At 67.9% G+C, this 19,631-nt stretch carries 16 protein-coding genes; 3 read left to right on the top strand and 13 right to left on the bottom strand.

Annotated elements, in window-relative coordinates; translation table 11 throughout:
* The first annotated feature begins 540 nt into the window (after positions 1-540).
* Complete coding sequence (gene dapD / locus ACFUTX_RS04770; protein ID WP_378861028.1) at positions 541-1,497, top strand: 2,3,4,5-tetrahydropyridine-2,6-dicarboxylate N-succinyltransferase; 957 nt, start codon at positions 541-543, stop codon at positions 1,495-1,497.
* Between the two features lie 52 nt (positions 1,498-1,549).
* On the opposite strand, the gene ACFUTX_RS04765 is transcribed toward dapD, so the two are convergent.
* The 8 genes from ACFUTX_RS04765 to ACFUTX_RS04730 all read right to left on the bottom strand — a co-directional run bounded on the left by ACFUTX_RS04765 (position 1,550) and on the right by ACFUTX_RS04730 (position 9,919).
* Positions 1,550-2,845, bottom strand: a complete 1,296-nt coding sequence (locus ACFUTX_RS04765; RefSeq protein ID WP_378861027.1) for a citrate synthase — start codon at positions 2,843-2,845, stop codon at positions 1,550-1,552.
* Between the two features lie 185 nt (positions 2,846-3,030).
* Positions 3,031-4,140, bottom strand: coding sequence for a succinyldiaminopimelate transaminase (dapC, locus tag ACFUTX_RS04760; protein ID WP_378861026.1), 1,110 nt, complete (start codon positions 4,138-4,140; stop codon positions 3,031-3,033).
* Positions 4,141-4,165: 25 nt separating this feature from the next.
* Complete coding sequence (gene fdxA / locus ACFUTX_RS04755; protein WP_179489533.1) at positions 4,166-4,486, bottom strand: ferredoxin; 321 nt, start codon at positions 4,484-4,486, stop codon at positions 4,166-4,168.
* Positions 4,487-4,556: 70 nt separating this feature from the next.
* Entirely contained in the window at positions 4,557-4,925 is a 369-nt protein-coding gene (locus tag ACFUTX_RS04750) for a DUF6113 family protein (RefSeq protein WP_378861025.1), read from the bottom strand.
* A gap of 26 nt (positions 4,926-4,951) precedes the next feature.
* Entirely contained in the window at positions 4,952-5,266 is a 315-nt protein-coding gene (locus ACFUTX_RS04745; RefSeq protein WP_378861024.1) for an AzlD domain-containing protein, read from the bottom strand.
* On the bottom strand, positions 5,263-6,030 hold the full coding sequence (locus ACFUTX_RS04740; RefSeq protein WP_378861023.1) for an AzlC family ABC transporter permease: 768 nt from the start codon (positions 6,028-6,030) through the stop codon (positions 5,263-5,265). Before ACFUTX_RS04740 ends, ACFUTX_RS04745 begins: the two co-directional genes overlap by 4 nt.
* A 73-nt stretch (positions 6,031-6,103) precedes the next feature.
* Positions 6,104-8,017: a translational GTPase TypA gene (gene typA / locus ACFUTX_RS04735; protein WP_378861022.1), complete on the bottom strand. Its 1,914-nt coding sequence runs from the start codon at positions 8,015-8,017 to the stop codon at positions 6,104-6,106.
* 108 nt (positions 8,018-8,125) lie between these two features.
* Positions 8,126-9,919: a dipeptide ABC transporter ATP-binding protein gene (locus tag ACFUTX_RS04730; RefSeq protein ID WP_378861021.1), complete on the bottom strand. Its 1,794-nt coding sequence runs from the start codon at positions 9,917-9,919 to the stop codon at positions 8,126-8,128.
* 32 nt (positions 9,920-9,951) lie between these two features.
* On the opposite strand from ACFUTX_RS04730, the gene ACFUTX_RS04725 reads away from it, so the two are divergent.
* Entirely contained in the window at positions 9,952-10,560 is a 609-nt protein-coding gene (locus tag ACFUTX_RS04725) for a PH domain-containing protein (protein WP_378861020.1), read from the top strand.
* A gap of 7 nt (positions 10,561-10,567) precedes the next feature.
* Here the strand turns inward: ACFUTX_RS04725 and ACFUTX_RS04720 are convergent, their stop codons facing one another.
* The 3 genes from ACFUTX_RS04720 to ACFUTX_RS04710 form a co-directional block, all read right to left on the bottom strand.
* Complete coding sequence (locus ACFUTX_RS04720; RefSeq protein WP_378861019.1) at positions 10,568-11,761, bottom strand: ABC transporter permease; 1,194 nt, start codon at positions 11,759-11,761, stop codon at positions 10,568-10,570.
* A 1-nt stretch (position 11,762) separates the two neighbouring features.
* Positions 11,763-13,280 carry an ABC transporter permease gene (locus tag ACFUTX_RS04715; RefSeq protein WP_378861018.1) on the bottom strand — a complete coding sequence of 506 codons (1,518 nt, stop codon included), beginning with the start codon at positions 13,278-13,280 and terminating at the stop codon, positions 11,763-11,765.
* A 177-nt stretch (positions 13,281-13,457) separates the two neighbouring features.
* Entirely contained in the window at positions 13,458-15,296 is a 1,839-nt protein-coding gene (locus ACFUTX_RS04710; RefSeq protein WP_378861017.1) for an ABC transporter family substrate-binding protein, read from the bottom strand.
* Positions 15,297-15,516: 220 nt separating this feature from the next.
* Between ACFUTX_RS04710 and ACFUTX_RS04705 the strand changes: the two genes are divergently transcribed.
* The gene (locus tag ACFUTX_RS04705) at positions 15,517-16,308 is read left to right on the top strand and encodes a CPBP family intramembrane glutamic endopeptidase (RefSeq protein ID WP_378861016.1); all 792 of its coding nucleotides are present in this window, start codon (positions 15,517-15,519) and stop codon (positions 16,306-16,308) included.
* Between the two features lie 42 nt (positions 16,309-16,350).
* Here ACFUTX_RS04705 and gcvP read toward each other — a convergent pair whose 3' ends face one another.
* Together gcvP and gcvH are read right to left on the bottom strand one after the other, a co-directional pair.
* Complete coding sequence (gcvP, locus tag ACFUTX_RS04700; protein ID WP_378861015.1) at positions 16,351-19,245, bottom strand: aminomethyl-transferring glycine dehydrogenase; 2,895 nt, start codon at positions 19,243-19,245, stop codon at positions 16,351-16,353.
* Positions 19,242-19,625, bottom strand: a complete 384-nt coding sequence (gene gcvH, locus ACFUTX_RS04695; protein WP_378861014.1) for a glycine cleavage system protein GcvH — start codon at positions 19,623-19,625, stop codon at positions 19,242-19,244. Before gcvH ends, gcvP begins: the two co-directional genes overlap by 4 nt.
* Positions 19,626-19,631 lie beyond the last annotated feature (6 nt).

Below are 19,631 nucleotides of genomic sequence, written 5' to 3'. Positions count from 1 at the left end.
AAACGAGTCAAAGGAAGCGAGTTCGAAACTGACCAAAAACGAATATCAAACTGACATCCATGAATTGATCCAAAAGACCCCCACCAGTCCAAAAAGACCAGCGGGAATAAAAATTGGCATTTGACAAGTGCACGCTGTTGAGTTCTCAAGGATCGGACGCACCCACCCACCAACCACACAGGCCAGCACAGCAGGGCAACTTCACAATCTTATCCGCCGCGAGCAACTTGTCAAACCGACACGTCGGAACCAGATGGTTCGATCGACAGTCGGACGACCGGTGACTCGAGAGGAAGACTCCCATTCTAGACCCGGAGGTCGATCGCCTCAATGAGGTGACTGAAGGGAGGTGGCCCGCCGCTTGAGGGGGGTAAGGCTCTGGGCCTCTCCGCTTCCCTGTGGGGCGAACAACAAGAACATTACGTGTCGGGAGCGCCGCCGTCCAATCGAGGCAGCATCCCGGGCGTGTCGCACGGCGTGGGCCGCTCCCCGCGCCGATCGGCAGCACGGACCGAGCAACGCCGGCGCTACCGTGGAGACATGAGCGAAGAGCGATGGATCTGGGGCGTCGGCCTGGCGACGACGGCCGAAGACGGAACGGTTCTCGACACCTGGTATCCCTCACCGGAGCGGGGTCGCACTCCGCTGGGCTACGACCCGTCGATGCCTCCGGACGACCTCGAGCGGCTCGCCGTTCCCGACCCCCGGCGCGCCGTCACGGTCGACGTCGTGGCCGTCGAAGCGGACGTCGACGCTCCCCCCTCTTCAACCGCCGATGCGTATCTCCGGCTCCACGCCCTCTCCCACCGACTGTTCGCGCCGAACGAGATCAACCTGGAGGGGATCTTCGGCAGGCTCCCGAATGTGGCATGGACCACGGCCGGCCCGATGCACCCGGATGCCGTCGCACGCCTCCGTCCCCTGCTCGCGCGCGAGGGCATCCAGGTTCAGGGACTCGACAAGTTCCCGCGACTGCTCGACTACGTCACGCCGCCGGGGGTGCGGATCGCCGACGCCTCACGGGTGCGACTCGGTGCTCACCTCAGTCCGGGAACCACGGTGATGCACGAAGGCTTCGTGAACTTCAATGCGGGAACGCTCGGTCAGAGCATGGTCGAGGGCCGCATCTCCCAGGGCGTCGTCGTCGGCGACGGCAGCGACATCGGCGGGGGCGCGTCCATCATGGGGACGCTGTCGGGTGGGGGCACGCATACGGTCTCGGTGGGGGCTCGGACCCTTCTGGGCGCGAACGCAGGCATCGGCATCTCGCTGGGCGACGACTGCGTGGTCGAGGCGGGCCTGTACGTCACGGCGGGGTCGAAGGTCGTGCTCGTCGACGAGCCTCCCCTCACGGACGGACGGCCCCGCGTCGTGAAGGGGGCGGAGCTCTCGGGCAGAGACGGGCTGCTCTTCCGCCGCAACTCGCTGAGCGGGGCGGTCGAAGCGGTCCGACGTGCGGGGATCGGCGTCGCCCTGAACGACGCGCTTCACGCATAGGCGGTGCCAGCCGCGACATGGCGTCCGCCCCTTCGGGCGGGCGCCACGCGGCTCACACGCCCGGGTAGTCGCGCTCGCGCGCCCCGATGTACAGCTGCTGCGGGCGGCCGATCTTCGTCTGCGGGTCGCCGGCGGCCTCTCGCCATTGCGCGAGCCAGCCCGGCAGCCGGCCGATGGCGAACAGTACGGTGAACATGCGGGTGGGGAATCCCATCGCCTTGTAGATCACGCCCGTGTAGAAGTCCACGTTCGGATAGAGGCGGCGCTCCTTGAAGTAGTCGTCGTTCAGCGCGATCTCTTCGAGCTGCTTCGCCAGGTCGAGGAGCGGGTCACTCACTCCGAGCGCCTCGAGCACCTCGTCGGCCGACTCCTTCACGAGCTTCGCGCGCGGGTCGTAGTTCTTGTAGACCCGGTGGCCGAAGCCCATGAGCTTGACGCCCTCCTCCTTGTTCTTCACCCGCTCGACGAAGCGCTGGACGCTCTCGCCCGAGTCGCGGATGCGCCCCAGCATGTCGAGCACCGCCTCGTTCGCGCCACCGTGGAGGGGGCCGTACAGGGCGTTGATCCCCGCGGAGATCGAGGAGAACTGGTTGGCGCCGGTCGAGCCGACGAGGCGCACCGTCGAGGTGGACGCGTTCTGCTCGTGGTCTTCATGCAGGATCAGCAGGCGCTCGAGCGCCCGCGACATGACCGGGTCGACGTCGTAGATCTCGGACAGGACCCCGAAGTTGAGCTTGAGGAAGTTGTCGACGAAGCCGAGGGAGTTGTCGGGGTACAGGAACGCCTGCCCGATGCTCTTCTTGTGCGCGTAGGCGGCGATCACCGGGAGCTTCGCCAGCATGCGGATCGTGTTCAGCTCGACGTGCTCGGGGTTGTTGGGGTCGGACTCGGCCTCGTAATACGTCGACAGCGCCGACACGGCCGACGAGAGCACCGACATCGGGTGCGCGGTGTGCGGGAGCGCCGAGAAGAACCGCTTGAGGTCTTCGTGCAGCAACGTGTGGTGGCGGATGCGGTCATCAAACGCCGCCAGCTCATCGGCCGTCGGCAACTCGCCGTAGATGAGCAGCCAGGCGACCTCGAGGTAGGTGCTGTGCTTGGCCAGCTGCTCGATCGGGTAGCCCCGGTAGCGGAGGATCCCCTGATCGCCATCGATGTAGGTGATCGCCGATTTGGTCGCTGCGGTGTTGACGAACCCGTAGTCGAGGGCCGTATGACCGGTCTGGCGGGTCAGGGTGGACAGATCGATGCTCGGTGTGCCGTCAGTGCCCTGGAGCAGCGGGAACTCCGCAGTCGTGTCACCGATCGTGAGGGTGGCCTTGTGGTACTGGGTGCCCGCTTCGCTCACGGCGCCTCCTCGCGATTCCTGGTCGTGCCGGGGGTGTCGTCCGCCTCGCGGACGCTTTGCGGGCGCCTCTTGAGGACGGCAGCGGGGACGGGGATGCCGCGCCGCCGCGTTTCTTTACAGCCTAGTGTGCTCTCACGCCTACTGCTGACACGACCAAAGGGCCGCGGCATCCGATAGAGGAATCCTCACGACGTCGCAGCGAGGCGCGAAGCAGCGGCGCTGATCCGCTCGTCGGATGCCGTCAGCGAAAGGCGGATGTGGCGCGGGAAGTGCGAGCCGTAGAACGAGCCGGGACCGGCGAGGATGCCGAGTCCGGCCAGGCGATCCAGACTCTCCCAGGCGTCGCGATCCTCGGTCGCCCACAGGTAGAGACCCGCCTCGCTGCGGTCGATGCGGAAGCCGGCGGACTCCAGCGCCGGCCGGAGGACGCGCCGCCTGGCGAGGTAGATCTGCCGTTGGCGGGCGACGTGCTCGTCGTCGGAGAGCGCCGCGACCATCGCCGACTGCACGGGGGCCGGGAGCATCAGCCCGAGATGCTTCCGGGCGGTCAGGAGTCGGCCGACGATCGCCGGATCGCCCGCGAGGAACGCGGCGCGGTAGCCGGCCAGGTTGGACTGCTTGCTCAAGGAGTACACCGACAGAACACCGTCCAGCGCTCCCCCGGTGACGTCGGGATGGAGAGCCGAAGGGATCCCGCGGGCGTCCCACGGGGCATCCCACCCCAGCTCGGCGTAGCACTCGTCGGAGGCCAGCGTCGCACCCAGTGCGCGCGCACGGGCGAGCGCTCGGCGAAGGTCGTCGACGTCGAGGACCCGCCCGTCCGGGTTGCCCGGGGAGTTCACCCACGCCAGCCGGGTCGCCTCGGGCCACTCCGCAGGGTCGTCCGCCGCGACGGGTGTCGCGCCGACGAGCCGCGCCCCCACCTCGTACGTCGGGTACGCGGCCCGAGGATGGACGACGATGTCGCCCGGGCCGAGCCCGAGGAGGAGAGGCAGGAGCGCCACCAATTCCTTCGACCCGACGGTCGGAAGCACGTGCTCCGGCCCCAGCCCGGGGACCCCCCGCCGCCGGGCGTACCACCGGGCGATCGCCTCGCGCAACGCGGGCGTCCCCATCGTCTGCGGGTAGGCATGGGCGTCGGTTGCGGAACGGAGTGCGTCCGCCACGATGTCCGGCGTCGGGTCGACGGGCGAACCGATCGACAGATCCACGATCCCGTCGGGGTGCGACCGCGCCTTCGCCGCGTACGGAGCCACGGCATCCCACGGGTAATCCGCGAGATCGGCGACGCCCATCAGCGGGGATCCCGCTCGACCGCGATCACGGAGCCTGGGGCGGGAGGGCGGCGATGATCGGGTGGTCCTTGTGGATCACACCCACCTTCGCGGCGCCTCCGGGCGACCCGATGTCGTCGAAGAACTCGACGTTCGCCTTGTAGTAGTCCTGCCACTCGTCGGGCAAGTCGTCCTCGTAGTAGATCGCCTCGACCGGGCACACCGGCTCGCACGCACCGCAGTCCACGCACTCGTCGGGGTGGATGTACAGCGACCGTTCGCCCTCGTAGATGCAGTCCACCGGGCACTCGTCGATGCAGGCGCGGTCTTTGACGTCCACGCAGGGAAGGGCGATCACGTACGTCACCGTCCCAGTCTAGATGCGCGCCCGCAGCGCTGCGTCCGCCCCGCGCCGCCGGCAGGAGCGCAGATCCGGCTCAGCGGTCGCCGGCCCGCATGTGCTCCGGCCACGCCACGGCGACGGCCACGAGGATCGGCAGCGCCAGCGTCCACACGGTCGCCAGAGGGGTGTCGGGAACGATCACCGACCCGCCCGGACCGCGCTGCGAGAAGACCAGGGTGGCCGTCATCATCCCGAGACCCGTGGCCAGGGTCGCCCAGCGGTCGACGGTGAGCAGCCGCACGGCGGCGAGAAGCGCGCCGCACCCGGCCAGCGCGAGGATGAGGCCGAGCGGGAACCAGCCCAGCTCGAAGGAATGCGCGATGGTGCCGGCGAGCCCGTACACCGCGCCGACGACGAAAGCCACGGCCCACGTGCCGAGGCGGGCGGGAAGGGACGAGCGCACCCGTCGACTCTACTGTCGTCCCGCCGTCATGCCGCCCATCCCCAGAGGCGCAGGAGCGCCGCGGTGAGCGCGGCCGCAGCCACCACGAGGAGGAACGGTGCGCGGAGCAGGAGCAGACCGGCTGCGACCAGGACGGCCGGAACGCGGGCGTCGACGACCACGGACTGCCCGACCCCGAGGGTCTGAACAGCGACCAGCGCGGCGAGCAGAGCGACCGTCAGGAGGTCGGCGACCCGCATCGGCCGTGGCGCCTCCACCCACGCGGGCGGCAGCAGATAGCCCACCGTCTTCAGCGCCACGCAGATGATCGATGCCACCAGCAGCGCGGTCCACATCGTCACGGCAGGCCCTCCCGCTCCGGCACGTCGCCGGGTTCGGCATCCGTCGCGCCATGCCCTCCCGACGCGAACAGGTTGAACCACCCGACCACGACCGCCACGAGCGCGGCGATGATGACCGGCAGACCCGGCATCAGCACGGGAGTGAGCACGGTCGCCACGACCGCGGCGGCGACGCCGACGACGATCGGCTGCCTGCTGCGCAGCCGCGGCCACAGGAGCGCGAGGAACGCCGCAGCCGCCGCGGCATCGAGTCCGTACGCACGCGGATCTCCGAGGATGTCGCCGAGGAGCGCCCCTGCCAGGGTCGAGGCATTCCACCCGACGTAGATGCCGATGCCCGTGACCCAGAAGCCGACCGTCCGGGCGTGCGGTGTGCGCTGCGCCAGAGAGACCGCCGTGGACTCGTCGATCGTGAAGTGCGCCGCGCCCGCGCGGCGCCAGAAGCCGCGCCCGATCACGGGCGACATGCGGATGCCGTAGGCGACGTTGCGCACCCCCAGCAGCGCCGCGGACGCGATCGCCGCCGGTGCGGCGGCGATCCCGCCCGCGCCCACCACCCCCACGAAGGCGAACTGCGAGCCACCGGTGAACATGAGCAGACTCATCACGCACGTCTGCCAGACGTCGAGCCCCGACGCCACCGCGAGTGCGCCGAACGAGATGCCGTACGCGCTCGTGGCAAGAGCGACACCGACGGCCTCTCGCGCAGCCCGCCGGGACTCCCCCACGGCGTGCTCGTCGTCGAAGTGAGGGTCGGGGGTCACCCGGTCGATGCTACCGACGGGGATGTCGTCGAACGTCGGGCAACTCGGTCATCCGTGGACCGTTCTCTGCCGTTCAGGCGTTGGCGTCCTGGCGCTTGAGCCGCGAGGCGGCGCGACCGCGCTCGGTCTGGTCGAGGATGACCTTGCGGATGCGCACCTTCTCTGGCGTGACCTCGACGCACTCGTCGTCGCGGGCGAACTCGAGGCTCTCCTCCAGGGAAAGCTGACGCGGCGGAGTCAGACGCTCGAGCTCATCGGCGGTCGAAGACCGCATGTTGGTGAGCTTCTTCTCCTTCGTGATGTTCACGTCCATGTCGTCAGCACGCGTGTTCTCGCCCACGACCATGCCCTCGTAGACCTCTTCGGTGGGCTGCACGAAGAAGCTCATGCGCTCCTGCAGCGCCATCATGGCGAACGGCGTCACGACCCCGGCGCGGTCCGCCACGATCGACCCGTTCTGGCGCGCCTGGATGTGACCGGCCCAGTCGTCGTACCCGTGCGAGATGGCGTTGGCGATGCCGGTGCCGCGGGTGGCCGAGAGGAACTCGGTGCGGAACCCGATCAGACCGCGCGACGGGACGATGAACTCCATGCGCACCCAGCCGGTGCCGTGGTTCACCATCGTCTCCATGCGCCCCTTGCGCGCCGCGAGGAGCTGCGTGATCGCGCCGAGGTACTCCTCGGGCGCGTCGATGGTCAGGTGCTCGAACGGCTCCTTGACCTTTCCGTCCTCGCCCTTGCGCGTGACGACCTGGGGCTTGCCGACGGTCAGCTCGAACCCTTCGCGGCGCATGTTCTCCACGAGGATCGCCAGTGCCAGCTCGCCGCGACCCTGCACCTCCCACGCGTCGGGTCGGCCGATGTCGACGACCTTCAGCGACACGTTGCCGATGAGCTCGCGGTCGAGGCGGTCCTTGACCATGCGGGCGGTGACCTTGTGCCCCTTGACCTTGCCCACGAGGGGCGACGTGTTGGTGCCGATCGTCATCGAGATCGCGGGGTCGTCCACCGTGATCGCCGGCAGTGGCCGCACGTCTTCGGGGTCGGCGATCGTCTCGCCGATCGTGATCTCTTCGATGCCCGCGATCGCGACGATGTCGCCCGGGTCGGCCTCTTCGGCCGGGTAGCGCTCGAGCGCCCGCGTCTTCAGCAGTTCGGTGATGCGGGCGTTGGAGTGCGAGCCGTCATGGCGCACCCACGCGACGGTCTGCCCCTTCTTCAGGGTGCCGTTGAAGACGCGCAACAGCGCCAGTCGGCCGAGGAACGGGCTCGAATCGAGGTTCGTGACCCACGCCTGCAGCGGCGCCTCGTCGTCGAAGGACGGTGCCGGGACGTGCTGGAGGATCGCCTCGAAGAGCGGCTCGAGGTCGGCGTTGTCGGGGAGCTCGCCGTTGGCAGGGCGGTTGCGTGACGCCGCACCCGCGCGACCGGACGCGTAGACCACCGGCACGTCGAGGAGCGCGTCGACGTCGAGGTCGGGCACGTCCTCGTGCAGGTCGGAGGCGAGGCCGAGCAGCAGGTCGTGCGCCTCTTCTTCGACCTCGGCGATGCGCGCGTCGGGGCGGTCGGTCTTGTTGACGAGGAGGATCACCGGCAGCTTCGCCTCGAGCGCCTTGCGGAGCACGAATCGCGTCTGGGGCAGCGGGCCCTCGCTCGCATCGACCAGCAGCACGACGCCGTCGACCATCGACAGGCCCCGCTCCACCTCGCCGCCGAAATCGGCGTGACCGGGGGTGTCGATCACGTTGATCGTCACGGGAACGTCGGTGTGCGCGCCGTTGTAGGTGATCGCCGTGTTCTTGGCGAGGATCGTGATGCCCTTCTCTCGCTCGAGATCGTTCGAGTCCATCGCGCGCTCCTCGACGTGAGCGTGCTCGCCGAAGGAGCCGGTCTGGCGGAGCATCGCATCGACGAGCGTCGTCTTGCCGTGGTCGACGTGGGCGACGATGGCGACGTTCCGGAGGTCCGGACGGAGGGCGCGGGCCATGGAGGATTCCTTGCAGAAGAGGGGAAGTGCCGGGATGCCGACATCCCAGCCTATCGCAGGGACCCGAAAGCGGCCTGAGGGTCGAGACCCCCAGGCCGCTCGGGCGGATCAGCTCCCTTGCGCGAGAAGAGCGGCTCGGGCTTCCCGACGGACCTTCTGCTCCTGCGGGTTGGGCACCGGCACGGCGGCGATCAGCCGCTGCGTGTAGGGATCCTTCGCTCCCCGAAGGATCTCGTCACGCGTGCCCGCCTCCACCAGCTTGCCGTGATGCATCACCGCGATGCGGTGCGACAGGATGTCGACCACCGCGAGATCGTGACTGATGAAGAGGCAGGCGAATTGAAGCTCCTGCTGGAGCTCTTGGAGCAGGTCGAGGAAACGCGCCTGCACGGAGACGTCGAGAGCCGAGGTCGGCTCGTCTGCGACCAGCAGCTCGGGTGCCAGCGCGAGTGCTCGAGCGATGCCGACACGCTGCCGCTGACCGCCCGAAAGCTCGTGCGGGAAGCGGTTGCGGTACGACGCCGGGAGCTCCACCTGACCCAGCAGTTCCTCCACGCGACGGTCCAGGCTCTTTCCCTTCGCCACTCCGGCGAGCAGGATCGGCTCGCCGATCGACTGGCCGATGGGCATCCGGGGATTCAGAGACGACGCCGGGTCCTGGAAGACGATGCCTGTCTTGCGACGGATCGCGAAAAGGTCCTTCTGCGATGCGTTCGAGATGTCGGTGCCCACGGTGGTGAGCTTGCCTTCCGCGATCGGAAGGAGGCCGATGGCCGCGCGTCCCAGAGTCGTCTTGCCCGAGCCGGACTCCCCCACCAGTCCGACGATCTCCCCGGGGTAGATGGCGAGGTCGATGTTCTCTGCGGCGCGGAACGCCGGAATGCGGCCGCGCTTGGGGTACTCGATCGCGACGTCCTCGAAGGACAGCACCGGAGTGCGGGTCTCGACGATCTCGTCGGCGGCCTCGCTGGCACGCTCGCGGATGGACGATACGGACGGCACGGTGGACGTCTCCGTCGCCACTTCCGCAGGACCGGCCACAGCCTCCTCCAGCACCCCCAGGCCCAGGTGAGGCACCGACGCCAGCAGCTGCTGAGTGTACGGGTGCTCGGGAGAGTGGAAGATCTTCTCCACGGAACCCGACTCGACCACGACGCCGTTCTTCATCACCATGATGCGGTCGGCGAGGTCGGCGACGACGCCCATGTCGTGCGTGATCAGGATGATGGCAGAGTCCAGACGCCGGTGGAGGTTGCGGAGAAGGTCGAGCACCTCCGCCTGAACCGTGACATCGAGAGCCGTGGTGGGCTCGTCGGCGATGAGCAGGAGCGGATCGCACGAGATGGACTGCGCAATCATCGCGCGCTGCCGCTGACCGCCCGAGAGCTGGTGCGGGTACTTGTGGAACGACTGCTCGGGGTTCGGCATCTCCACCATGCGAAGAAGCTCCACCGCGCGCTCGCGTGCCACGCTCGGCGCCATCCCGCGGTCGTGGGAGCGCAGGGCCTCCATGATCTGGAATCCGACCGTGTACACGGGGTTGAGGGCCGTCATCGGCTCTTGGAAGATGGTCGCGATCTCGTTGCCGCGCAGCGACCTCAGCGTCGCGTCGTCCACTCCGCGCAGCTCACGACCGAGGAGTTTGATCGAGCCGGTCACCCGCGAGTTCTCGGGCAGGAGACCGAGAAGAGCCATGGAACTCGTGCTCTTCCCCGAGCCCGACTCGCCCACGATCGCCAGAACCTCGCCCCGGCGGACCTGATAGTTCATGCCGATGGCGGCCGGATAGAACTCGCCCTCGACCCAGAACTCCACTCCCAGGTTCTCGACCTGGAGGATCGTCTCCGGGAGAGCCTTGTGCATCGCCGAGACCCCGGCGTCGACATCCGTCTTGTCAGTCATTCGTTGCTGTCCCATCTGCAAAGCTGGAAATCATGTCGTTTCAGGAGGTTCACTACCGGCCGGTCTTCGGCCGCACTCTCGCTGTCGTGACCATGGTGGTGTGCGCGCTCGGCGCGGCGGCGATGGCCGTGACCGACCCTGCGTCCGCGATCCGCTACGTCTGGCCGATCCTTCTCGTGGGCGTCCTGGCCTGGGCGCTCTTCTGGCGTCCGAGCCTCCTGGTGCAGGAACACGGGATCACCGTCGAGAACGTGCTCCGCACGCACTTCGTGCCGTGGCCATCGATCACCGCCATCGACACTCGCTACTCCGTGACGCTGCACACGACGGAGCGACGAGTGCAGGTGTGGGCGGCACCGGCGTCCGGCCGCCACCGCACCCTCGGTCTCGCCCCGAAGGACTTCGACGGCGTCGGCGAATCCGCCCGCGGTGAGCTCGGCGAGCTGCGCCCGGGCGACGCCATCACGACCCCGACGGGCAACCTCGCCCAGCTCATCCGCGGCCGCTGGGAGCAGCTGCGCGACTCCGGCGCCTTCGCGAGCGGCGTGGATCCCGACGCTTCGACTCAGACGTGGCACGTGGCGACGATCGCCACGGTGGCGGCGCTGAGCGCCGCCACCGTGATCGGCATATTCGTATGACACCACGTCATCGCTCCGGGTCGAGCGGCTTGTGCTGCACGTCGCCCGGCTCCTCACGGCGCGGATCGTTGAAGTTGACGATGTCGTCACCGGTGTAGGCCGTCTGCATCCCCACGTCGACCATGTGCGTGCCGCCCAGCGTTGCCGGCGTCGTGTCGACATCCGGCACCAGGGGGCCCCCTGCACGGCCGGCGCGAGCCATCGCGCGCTCGCTCGGCATCTTCTTCTGCCGCGGGTCGAACGCATCACGAAGCCCGTCGCCGATGAAGTTGACGCACAGGGCGATCGCGATGATGAAGATGCCGGGCCACCAGAAGATCCACGGGCGCGTCGAGAACGCCGCCTGGTTCTCGGAGATGATCTTGCCGAGCGACGTGTCGGGCGATTCGACGCCGAAGCCGAGGAAGCTCAGCGTCGACTCGAGGAGGATCGCGCCCGCCATCAGGAGCGTCGCATTCACCACGATGACGCCCACAGAGTTCGGCAGGATGTGACGGAAGATGATGCGCCTGTCCTTCGCGCCGGAGACGCGTGCCGCGTCGACGAACTCGCGCTCCCGCAGGGACAGGAACTCGCCGCGGACCAGCCGTGCCATCGTCGTCCAGGCGAACAGGCCGATGACCACGCCGAGCACAGCGGCGCCGAGACTGCCGAACGCCACGCCGAGCACGGAACCGATCACGATGAGCGGGATGGTGATGATGATGTCGGTGAACCGCATCAGGACCGAGTCGGTGACCTTTCCGTAGTACCCGGCGATCGCGCCGATCACCACGCCGATCGCGGTCGCCACGACTCCGGCGATCACCATCACCATGATCGACTGCTGAGTCCCGCGCATCACTACGGCGAAGATGTCGCGCCCGACCTCATCCTGACCGAACGGATGGTCACCGAACTGCAGCGGCCACAGCGACAGAGTGGGCACGCCGTTGTTCACCTTCGTGGGGATCTCTTCCCACGAGTACTGCCACCATCCCGGTATGCGCAGGCCCCACAGGTTCACGCCGACCGAGGTGAACGCGAGCAGGACGATGAACACGAGGACGATCATCGAAGCAAGAGCCGCTCGGTGACGGAAGAAGCGCCGGCGGACGATCTGGCCCTGGCTCAGGCCCTCGGTCTCCTTCTGCTCGATCGTGACCTCGGACTTCGCATCTTCTTCGCGCGAGTCGGTCTCGTTGATGGTTGTGGTGTTCATGTCAGCCCACCTTGATTCTCGGGTCGAGGGCGGCGTAGACGAGGTCCGCGATGAGGTTGAACAGAACCGCGAGGGTTCCCGTCACCACGAAGAACGCCATCACGGGATTGGGATCGTGCGCGTCGAGAGCGGTGACGAAGAGTCTTCCCATGCCCACCCAGCCGAACACGGTCTCGGTCACGACGGCACCGCCGATGATCGCGCCCACGTCGAAGGCGATGATCGTCGTGATGGGGATCAGCGCGTTCCGGAAGGCGTGCCGCACGACGACGGTCCGCTGCGTGAGCCCCTTGGCCCGGGCGGTCCTGATGTAGTCCTGGTTCATCACCTCGAGGAGGCTGGCCCGGGAATAGCGCGTGTAGCTGGCGAACGAGATGAGGATGATGGCGATCGTCGGGAGCAGCAGGTGTGTGAACAGGTCGATGCCTTGCACCCAGAAGTTGCCCCCCAGACCGGGGGTCGACGCACCGACGGTCGCGATCGGCCGACCGCGGACGCGACTGGAGTTCGCGTAGGCCTGCCAGTACGACATGTACTTGTCGAGCGCGATGAGGCCTGCGACGAGGAATCCGACGATGGCCGTCGTCCGCGCGACCGGTGCGCGGTCGGGTGCGCCGCGGAACCATCCGATGAGACCCGACACCACGATCGTCAGCACCATCAGCCCCAGGAAGAGCGGCAGCGTCATTCCGTTCAGCAGGTAGTTGACCATCGGGTAGTACAGGGCGATGCCGATGCCGGCGACGATCAACGACGCGATCAGCGCGTTGCGATTGCGCAGGCCTGTGGAGATCGCCGTGACGCCGACGGCGATGCCGATCGCGAGGAAGGCGAAGACGACGATCCCGATACTCGGGTCGGCGAACCACTGGGTGACGGAGAGGAAGGTCAGCACGATGCCGGTCGCGACCGTCGCCACGCCGAACACGATGAGACGTCGCCGCCATCTGCCCCCGATGAGCGACATCCAGATCAGCCCGATCACGATCGACAGGCCGATGATCACCGGTACGGAGATGGTGGGATTGTTCAGCCAGTTGTTCAGCTGAATCGCGCCGTACTGCTTGAGCAGCACAGCGACCCAGAAGATCGGGAGCGAGAAGAAGAGGAACGACAGCAGCGTCACGCCGTAGTCGAAGCCGGTGTACTGGCGAAGAGCCGAGACGATCCCGACCGTGATGCCCAGCACGATCGCGACGACCGTCGCGGTGGTGACCAACGTCAGCGTCGACGTGATGGCGTTGCCGAGCAGCGCATTGACCGGCTGGTTCTGGATGCTGATGCCGAAGTCGCCGCGGAAGACGGCGCCGAGCCACAGGAAGTAGCGCAGCGGGGCGGGGACGTCGAGATTGAGGAGCTTGGTACGAGCTTCCATGAGCTCGTTCTTGTTGGGTGCATTGCTCTGCCGCAGGTCCTCGAGGGGATCGCCCGAGAGGGAAACGAGCAGATACATCAGGAATGTCGCGGCGAAGAGCACGAAGATCGACGCGATCAGACGCCGGATGATGAATGAAGCCATGGTGTGGCCGCCTGCCAATCGATGAACAGCGCAGGAGGCGAACCCGGGCGAGTACGCGGGCTCGCGGCTCCACCGCTGGGAGGAGTCTAACGCGGTGAGGTGCAGGCCCCCTCGGGGACCTGCACCCCACCTCGGTCATTCACCGAGCATCAGAACTCGGTGGGAACCGCTCGGCGATTACTCCGTGCCGGCGTCGGTGACCTCCCAGTCCCAGGCGTTCCAGAACACCGTGGGAGCGAGGATCGACGACGTGACGTTGGTGACGCGGTCGCTGATCGCGGTGACCTCGGGGAACTGGAAGATCGTCACCCCGTAGAAGTCCTCCCACAGCAGGCGGTCGAGCTCGACCTGGAGGTCGATCTTGGCCTGCTCGTCGAACTCCGTGTTGAGCTGGGAGATGATGTCGTCCACCTCGGAGTTCGAGTAGAAGTTCAGGTTGTTGATGCCACCGGTCTCGAACGTGGGCAGCGAGTTGGTCACGCCCAGGCTCGTCGACTGCCAGCCGAAGAGCGACGCGTCGTAGGCGCCGGGCGTGCCGAGGAGGCCGCCCCACTCTTCCGAGCCGCAGTCGGTGACCTCGAAGCCGGCCTCAGCGGCCGACGCCTGGATCAGCGCGAACTCGTTGACACGACGCGGGTTGTTCGAGGCGTAGAGGATGCAGACCGAGGTGTCGGTGACACCCGACTCGGCGAGGAGCGCCTTGGCACCCTCGATGTCGACCTCTGCGTAGTCCGCCGAGGTGTTGGCGGCAGCGGCCTCGTCGTATCCCTCGGCGCCCGGAACGAACAGCTGCGAGTCGCGCAGGATCGCGTCGTCGCCGATGATCGGCTTGATCAGCGTGTCGACGATCTCCTGGCGCGGGATGACCTTCATGAAGGCCTCGCGCACCTGCGGGTTCGAGAAGATGTTCTCAGGGTTCTTGCCGTTGTCGAACTGCAGGTCGACGTGCTCGTAGGTGCCGCCGAGGCTGGTGTCGACGGTGATGCCTTCGATGTCCTCCAGCGCCGCCGTGATGTCGGCGGTGGCCTGCGGCTGGATGATGTCCACCTCGCCGTTCTCCAGAGCCTGGACCGCCGCGAGCGGGTCGGGGATGAAGCGGATCGTGATCTCCTCGATGTTCGGCGCGTTGTCACCCGTGTACTCGGGGTTGGCCGTGAGGGTCACGAACTGGTCGGCGACATAGTCGCTGATCTGGTAGGGGCCGCTGGAGACGACGAGGTCGGTGTCCTCGGGCATCTCGGTGAAGTTGAAGCCCGAGTTCCAGAACGACGAGATCGGGGCGAGAGCCTCGGCGTCGTTGTTCTCGATGGCGTCGAGAACGGCCTGCTTGGCCTCCTCGTTGTCATCGATGTCGAGGGCCTTCTTGCCGACGATGTGAGCGGGGAGCATCTCGCCCATCGTGGCGAAGGTGAGCTCCCAGTCGACGAAGGGCTGGTCGTAGGTGAGCGTGACGCTGCGGCCGTCCTCACCGATCTCGGGCTGCTCGGTGACGAGGCCCAGGCCCGATGTCGGGGTCGCGCCCGAGTCGAAGTAGACCACGTCGGTGGGGAACGCGTCGGTGAACTCGCCCGTCTCGGGGTCGGTGAAGTCAGCCGGGTCGAAGTCCGGCGTGTCCAGAGCGCGCGACTCTGCGGCCCAGTAGAGAAGGAGGTCGGTTGCGTCGATCGGCGTGCCGTCAGACCACTTCTTGTCCTCGTTGATCGTGTAGGTCACGGTCAGCGGGTCTTCGCTCACGACCTCGTACGTGCCGAAGGAGGTGTTCTGGACGAGCTCCGGGACGTTGTTGTAGTAGTTGAAGCCGTCGAGCACCAAGTAGTTGATGTTGTTGTTCGCGGTGGCGTTTCCGAACGACGTGTTGCCGTTCATCGAATAGAACGCCTGGTTCCACGCCGCGGTGATCGACGAGCCCTCAACGAGACCGGAGTCGTCGTTGTTGTCGCCACCACCGGCGGCGCAGCCCGAGATCGCCAGTGCGCCGACTGCGGTGATGGCCACCGCCGCCGAGATGCGCTTCATTCTCACTGTTCCTCCTGTGCAAGGGTTGAGTGCCCAGCCTGTGGCAGCTCTGGACACGGACACGGACACACTAAGCACGCGCTACGAGCTAGGCAAAACAGAACTGCAAACCGTTACATATCCTTAACTCAGGGCTACGCGGATGTGACAATCTGACAACGTGCCCGCATCCGCGCCTGGGAATCTGCCCGAGAGCCGCTCCATAGACCATGCAACGCGCGTGCGCCTGCGGTGGGAGATCGCGATCGTCCTCGCCGTCACCGTCGGGCAGTCCGCCCTGTACTCAGTCCTGTCCCTGGTGCGGGCGCTGCTGCGGCCCACTCCTATCGGCGATCAGCAGACTCAGCTGAACCCGCCGCGTGATGCGGCCGCCTTCTGGGACGTGCTGTACTCGCTGCTCTCGGTCTTCTTCGGCCTCGCGCTGGTCGCACTCGTCGTGTATCTGCTGTGGGAGCCCGGCCAGAACGCCCTGCGTCGCATCGGGCTGGACTTCACGCAGTTCGGCCGGGACCTGGGTCGCGCCCTCCTGCTGGCCGCCGCGATCGGCGTGCCCGGGCTCGGTCTGTACGTCGCCGGGCGCGCTCTCGGGATCACGGTGCAGGTGCAGGCGTCGCAGCTCGACGCCGCGTGGTGGACGATACCGCTCCTCGTCCTCGCGGCGCTGCGCGCAGGTCTCACCGAAGAGGTCATCTTCATCGGCTACCTGTTCGACCGGCTCCGGCGGCTCGGGTGGGGCTGGTGGTCCATCATCCTCACGACGGCGGCTCTCCGGGCCGCGTATCACGCGTACCAGGGCATCGGCCCGATCATCGGCAACTTCGCGATGGGGGTCGTCTTCGGGTGGTGCTATCGCCGATGGGGCCGCGTCATGCCGCTGGTCATCGCGCATACGCTCATCGACATCGTGGCGTTCGTCGGCTACCCGCTCGCCGTCGCGCTGTGGCCGGGGCTGTTCGGTCCGCTGCCGTCGCCGTCGCCGACGGGTACTCCGACGCCGACGCCGACGGCGTGATCCACGGGATGCTGCGGCTGCGGCATCCCGTGGATCCCTCACTCAGGCGAATGCCTCGACGGGCGGGCAGGCGCAGACGAGGTTGCGGTCGCCGTAGGCCTGGTCGATGCGTCGCACCGGAGGCCAGTACTTCGTGCGGACGAGTGCGTGCACCGGGTAGACGGCCTTCTCGCGCGAGTAGGCATGGGCCCACTCCCCCGCCACGACCGACTCGGCGGTGTGCGGCGCGTGCACGAGCGGGTTGTCGTCCGCCGGCCATCGCCCCTCGGCGACAGCGTCAGCTTCGGCCTTGATCGCGATCATGGCCTCGATGAACCGCTCGATCTCGCCGAGATCCTCCGACTCGGTGGGCTCCACCATGAGCGTGCCCGCGACAGGGAACGACATGGTCGGCGCGTGGAAGCCGTAGTCGATGAGGCGCTTGGCCACATCGTCCACCGTCACGCCGGTCGCCTCCTTGAGCGGGCGCAGGTCGAGGATGCACTCGTGGGCGACGAGGCCGCCCTCCCCCGCGTAGAGAACGGGGTAGTGGTCCTTGAGCCTGACTGCGATGTAGTTCGCGGCCAGCACGGCGGCGGCCGTGGCATCCCGCAGCCCCTCCGCGCCCATCATGCGGACGTAGGCCCACGAGATCGGGAGGATGCCGGCCGACCCGTGCGGTGCGGCCGAGATCGGGCCCCCGTCGAACACGCCGCCAGGGTGATCCTTGCGCTGCGCGAGCGGGTGGGACGGCAGGTAGGGCGCGAGGTGCGCCTTCGCCGCGACCGGGCCCACCCCGGGCCCGCCGCCGCCGTGCGGGATCGCGAACGTCTTGTGCAGGTTCAGGTGCGAGACGTCGCCGCCGAGATCGCCGAAGCGCGCATAGCCGAGGAGGGCATTGAGGTTCGCACCGTCGACGTAGACCTGGCCGCCCGCGTCGTGCACGGCCTGGGTGATCTCGAGCACGTCGTGCTCGTAGACGCCGTGGGTCGACGGATAGGTGATCATGAGCGCCGCCAGCTCGTCGGCATGCGCGGCGATCTTGGCGCGCAGGTCGTCGAGGTCGACGTTGCCCGCGTCGTCGCACGCGACGACGACGACCCTCATCCCGGCCAGCACCGCCGACGCCGCGTTCGTGCCGTGCGCCGAGGACGGGATCAGGCAGACGGTCCGGTCCAGGTCGCCGTTGGCGCGGTGGTACCCCCGGATCGCCATCAGCCCCGCGAGTTCGCCCTGCGAGCCGGCATTGGGCTGCAGGGAGACCGCGTCGTACCCGGTGACCTCGGCCAGCCACACCTCGAGCTGCTCGATCATGGCCAGGTAGCCGTGGACGTCGGCCTCGGGCGCAAACGGATGCACGCGCGAGAACTCCGGCCACGACACGGCCGCCATCTCGGTCGCGGCATTCAGTTTCATCGTGCACGACCCCAGGGGGATCATGCCGCGGTCGAGCGCGTAGTCGCGATCGGACAGCTGCTTGAGGTAGCGCATCATGGCCGTCTCGGACCGGTGGGAGGTGAACACCGGGTGGGTGAGGTAGTCCTCGATCCGCCGCAGCGCGTCGGGGACCGCCGCCAGCGGCGTCGCATCGGCGAACGGCACCCTGCGCTCCCCCTGGTCGCCTGCCCCGAGGAACTCGCCCTCGGGCAGACCAAATGCCCACGCCACGGCCGCCAGATCGTCGGCGGTGGTGGTCTCGTCGACCGAGACTCCGACGGACGCGTCATCCGCCCAGAACAGCTGGAACCCGCGCTCCCTCGCGCGCTCGATGACGCGCCGAGCGGATCCCGGCACGTGCACGCGAAGGGTGTCGAAGAACGCGTCGGACGCGAGGGTGAGCCCGTACGAGCGCAGGACGCCGGCGAGCGCCTCGGCCTTCTTTGCGACCTCGGTCGCGATCGCCCGGAGACCGTCGGGCCCGTGGTAGACCGCGTACATCGACGCCATCACGGCCAGCAGGACCTGGGAGGTGCAGATGTTGGAGGTGGCCTTCTCGCGTCGGATGTGCTGCTCGCGCGTCTGCAGCGCGAGGCGATAGGCGGGGCGGCCGGCGGCATCTTGGGACACGCCGACGAGCCGGCCGGGGAGCTGGCGCTCGAGCCCCGCGCGCACCGCCATGTAGCCGGCGTGCGGGCCGCCGAAGCCCAGCGGAACGCCGAAGCGCTGCGTCGTGCCCACGGCCACGTCCGCTCCGAACGACCCGGGCGAGCGGAGGAGCGTCAGCGCGAGCAGATCGGCGGAGACGACCACCAGGCCGCCCTTCGCGTGGACCGCTGCCACCAGGTCCGACGGATCCCAGATGCGCCCCGTCGCGCCGGGGTACTGCACGAACGCTCCGAACACGTCCGCGTCGGCCTCGGCGACCCGCTGGTCGAGAGCGGCGAAGCGCAGCTCGATGCCCACCGCCGAGGCGCGGTGCTCGAGGAGTGCCTTCGTCTGCGGCAGCGCGTCCTCGTCGACGAGGAAGACGTTGGAGGCCGACTTCGACGCGCGCCGGGCCACCAGCATCCCCTCGACGACCGCCGTCGACTCGTCGAGCATCGACGCGTTCGCCGTGGCGAGGCCCGTGAGGTCGGTCACCATGGTCTGGAAGTTGATGAGCGCCTCGAGCCGCCCCTGCGAGATCTCGGGCTGATACGGGGTGTACGCGGTGTACCACGAGGGGTTCTCGAGCACGTTCCGCGCGATCACCGACGGCGTGAAGGTGTCGTAGTACCCGAGCCCGATCATCGGGCGCGCGACGCGATTCTGCGATGCCAGCCGGCGCAGCTCGGCGAGCGCCTCCGCCTCGGTCGCGGCCGGGGGGATGTCGCTCGTCTGCCGCGCGGGGACCTGAATGGATGCCGGGACCGCACGCCGCACCAGAGCGTCGACGGTGTCGTAGCCCAGGGCGTCGAGCATCGTGCGCTGGGCCGCGGCATCCGTCCCGATGTGACGGTCGGCGAAGGAGGCCGTCATGCGTCGCCGCCGGTGAGCGCGACGTAGGCGTCGCGGTCGAGGAGGTCGGAGACCGCGGCGGCGTCGACGCGGATCTTGACCAGCCACCCCTCCCCGAAGGGGTCGGAGTTGACCAGCGAGGGGTCATCGACCGCGGCGTCGTTGACGGCGACGACCTCGCCGGTGAGCGGGGCGTAGAGCTCGCCGACCGACTTGGTCGACTCGATCTCGCCGACCACGGTGGCGGCGGTGACGTCCGAACCCACCGCCGGGAGCTCGACGAACACGACGTCGCCGAGCTTGTCGGCGGCGTAGTCGGTGATGCCGACGGTGGCGACATCGCCGTCCAGCGCGATCCATTCGTGCTCTTCGGTGTACTTCAGGGTGTGCAGGTCGGTCATGGGTTC

It is taken from the genome of Microbacterium sp. NPDC057407, assembly GCF_042803895.1.
Classification (GTDB): domain Bacteria; phylum Actinomycetota; class Actinomycetes; order Actinomycetales; family Microbacteriaceae; genus Microbacterium.
Note: the sequence above shows the minus strand (reverse complement) of the source record. Positions and strands in the feature narration are given on the sequence as shown.